Source organism: Metabacillus mangrovi (genome assembly GCF_009711125.1).
GTDB classification, from domain to species: domain Bacteria; phylum Bacillota; class Bacilli; order Bacillales; family Bacillaceae; genus Metabacillus_B; species Metabacillus_B mangrovi.
In genome coordinates this window covers 1-3,071 of the sequence record NZ_WMIB01000045.1, presented here as the reverse complement: position 1 = coordinate 3,071, position 3,071 = coordinate 1, and the positions used below count along the sequence as shown (strand labels likewise).

Below are 3,071 nucleotides of genomic sequence, written 5' to 3'. Positions count from 1 at the left end.
GAGTTTTTTTGTGTTCTGTAAAGGTACACCTTCCACTTTTTACAGTATTTTGAAACCGTGCATCGCTAGTGGGTCAGTCCCTCACTCTGCTAAAGGACTAAAGCTCCGGTACCGGCTCTGGAAACCGTTGGGCCCCAAGGATCTGTAGGGTGAATCCTCTGTCCCCTGATGCGGTGAAGGATGTGGGGACAGACCCGGTGCCTGTCCCCACTTTCTCTGCCGCACTAAAGCTCCGGCAACGTAAGCTATATCCCTTGCGGTGCATGGGATTACAGCGTACGGTCTCTGTCCCCTGATGCGTTAAAGCAGTGCGGGTCTGACCCCGTTTTCTTTTTAAGCAGTGCAGATTCCTGTTTTCCTTCACCTTGCTTTGTAAGCAATGCGTTCCCTCAATCACCTTATTTCAGCTGCAGCACCCCGGCCAGACTGTACGCAAACCGTTCCATATTCTCTTTGCCGTCAGATAAAGCCTGCTCAAGCGGCAGGACTCCCGGTGTAATTGAGAAAAGAGAAGTGAAGCCATGTTCCAATAAAATTTCCGCTTCAGGGCTTAGTGAGCCGGCGATTCCAATTACAGGAATCTGCTGTTTTCGGGCTCTTTCTGCCGCACCCATTGGTGTTTTTCCGTGGAGTGTTTGGCCATCAAGCCTTCCTTCGCCGGTAACGACCAGGCTTGCGCTGGCGATTTGTTCATCAAATCGGACAGCATCCAGGACAAGGCTGATGCCTTTTTCAAGCCTGGCATCTAAAAATGCGAGGAGGCCGGCGCCGAGTCCGCCTGCTGCTCCGCTGCCGGGAATGCTGTCCACATTTTTCCCTAAGTCGCGTTTTACAATAGAAGAAAGACGGGAGAGATTTTTGTCCAGCTCCTGAACCATTTCAGCAGTTGCGCCTTTTTGAGGCCCAAAAATTGCCGAAGCTCCCTTTTTCCCTGTGAGAGGATTGTCCACATCACAGGCTGCTGTGATCTGTATACCGTTTAACTCCGGGAGCTTTCCTTCCATATGGATGGATGACAGACGGGAAAGTCCGCCTCCGCCGGGCGGGATGGGAGCGCCTTTATCATCAAGCAGCCGGATGCCGAGAGCCTCTGCCATTCCGGAGCCTCCGTCATTCGTCGCGCTCCCCCCGATTCCAAGAATAATCTTCTTAACACCTCTCCGGGCGGCATGCTTGATCAGTTCTCCGGTGCCGCAGGTGGATGTAAGAAGGGGATTTCGTTCAGCACGGGGAACAAGGTGAAGGCCGGATGCTTCTGCCATTTCAATAATTGCGGTTTTTCCGTTATCGATCAATCCGTATACAGCTTCTACTGGAGAAAAAAGCGGCCCATTCACGGTTGTTTTAATGAATTCGCCTTCTGCTGCCTTAACTAAAGCGGTGGTCAGCCCTTCCCCGCCATCTGCCAGCGGAATCTGAACGATGTGAGCTGTGGGTATTTTTCTCAAAAAGCCCTTTGCAAAAGCTGCTGCTGCTTCTGCTGCAGACATGCTCTCTTTAAATGAATCAGGTGCAATGACGATTTTCACTGTACTTCTTCCTTTCTAGAAAAACGTAAAAACTCCAAAAATAAGAGTGGAAATAATGGTGAGAACTAATTCGATGATGGTTTAATGAGCACATTATGGGCTCCCGTTTAAGGCGCGAGAAAGCGCGGTCATACCTTCGGATGTTTTCGGACTGTAACCGGTCAGTTCCTCAATTTTTAGAAGCCTGTACCGGAGAGTGTTCCGGTGTATATAGAGGGAAGCTGCTTTTTTGTAGATCTCGCCATCGCATCTTAAAAAGCAAGGAGGGTATCAATGAGCATGCCGCTTTGGTCCGCTTCAGGTAAAGAGTTTTTTATTCTTCTAAACTGATAAGAGCAGCTGCTGCTCTTCATGCTTTCAGCCAGGACAGGGGGAGAAAGGTTCCGATAATCATATACATTCATTTCGGAGTCCATCCGCAAACCCGCTTTCAGAGTCTGTTCAGCAAGCTGATAGGATATCTTAACATCCCAGTCAGCATCCCCCCCACGCCTGCATATACTTAACGGCTGCAAGATTGAATCAGCAAATCAGTCTGCTCAATCAACTGGCCCCGGTCTGACTCGGAGAAAGAATCGGCTACATGGATAAGGACAACGAGTACAGTTTCAGACAGGGGAATGACAAGACTTCCTTTACTGAACGCTTCCTTCATTATTCTGCCGGCGGTGAGAGGTCAAGGACATCGGGAACCTTTAAATAGAAACATACAGCGAATCTCGGGAGTGTTAAGTCAACTTTGAACTCTTGCTCCTGTTCAATTCACTGTTGTTTCTCTCCGGGAGCTGCACTTAAAAATTGAAGCACGGTTTCATCTCTCATCCGGCTTCTTATATGAAGCTGATCAAATAGATGGGACTGCTCTACAATAAGTTCTGCTGCCATTTTTTCAATTTCGTCAAAAGAGCCGACCTCTGCCGGACGTCTTGTAATGCCGATTACACCGATGAGCTGCTCTATATAGAAGATAGGGAGATTTACTCCGGATTTCGTACTCTTGCAATGAGACTTTGAGTTTCGGTCAAATCAATTCTCCGATTGCCTGAATAACGAGCCGGGCCCCTTCGTGAATGGAATGGAGATGTTCCTTTTCTCCTGAAGCAATAATCATCCCTTCCCGGTTCATTATATTAATGTTGCAGGAATGATCTTCTTCGTCCGGCTGATTATGACTTCTGCAATCTTCTCGGTAAGCAGGCTCATCGTCTATCACTACATCTTTATTCAAAAAAATGTTGACTATCTATTTCATCCATGGTAAAGTTTAATTCTTGCCTCATCAACAGGAAACAAAACAATCAACCTATTAAACTTTTTGAAAAAAGTTGTTGACGAAAATCCTGAGACGTGGTAAATTAATAAAGTCGCTTCTGAGCGAAGCGGTTGAAACAAAATGATCTTTGAAAACTGAACAAATCGAAGTGCCAACGTTAATTCTAAAGTTTTAAATAAGAGCTAGTCAAACACTTTTTGGAGAGTTTGATCCTGGCTCAGGACGAACGCTGGCGGCGTGCCTAATACATGCAAGTCGAGCGGATCTCT

3 protein-coding genes, 1 rRNA gene and 2 pseudogenes are annotated in these 3,071 nt (G+C 47.2%); 1 reads left to right on the top strand and 5 read right to left on the bottom strand.

Translation table 11 applies throughout. The features are described 5' to 3' along the window. Positions 1–398 precede the first annotated feature (398 nt). From GKZ89_RS20650 to GKZ89_RS21460, 5 genes and pseudogenes are all read right to left on the bottom strand, one after another. The gene (locus GKZ89_RS20650) at positions 399–1,529 is read right to left on the bottom strand and encodes a glycerate kinase (RefSeq protein WP_162357161.1); all 1,131 of its coding nucleotides are present in this window, start codon (positions 1,527–1,529) and stop codon (positions 399–401) included. A gap of 93 nt (positions 1,530–1,622) precedes the next feature. Next, positions 1,623–1,778, bottom strand: a pseudogene (locus GKZ89_RS21675) (helix-turn-helix domain-containing protein); the annotation flags it as partial. A 253-nt stretch (positions 1,779–2,031) separates the two neighbouring features. After that, positions 2,032–2,184 carry a hypothetical protein gene (locus tag GKZ89_RS20640; protein ID WP_155114294.1) on the bottom strand — a complete coding sequence of 51 codons (153 nt, stop codon included), beginning with the start codon at positions 2,182–2,184 and terminating at the stop codon, positions 2,032–2,034. A 107-nt stretch (positions 2,185–2,291) separates the two neighbouring features. Further along, a pseudogene (locus GKZ89_RS21670) lies at positions 2,292–2,537 on the bottom strand (sugar diacid recognition domain-containing protein); the annotation flags it as partial. A 13-nt stretch (positions 2,538–2,550) separates the two neighbouring features. Then, a complete protein-coding gene (locus GKZ89_RS21460; protein WP_155114293.1) occupies positions 2,551–2,757 on the bottom strand; it encodes a sugar diacid recognition domain-containing protein in 207 nt (68 codons plus the stop codon). 239 nt (positions 2,758–2,996) lie between these two features. On the opposite strand from GKZ89_RS21460, the gene GKZ89_RS20625 reads away from it, so the two are divergent. Continuing rightward, positions 2,997–3,071 (top strand): 16S ribosomal RNA (locus GKZ89_RS20625); the annotation flags it as partial.

Bases quoted from the DNA above. Each gene is read 5' to 3' on its own strand.
- GKZ89_RS20640 (WP_155114294.1), bottom strand. From the start codon at position 2,184: ATGAAGGAAGCGTTCAGTAAAGGAAGTCTTGTCATTCCCCTGTCTGAA.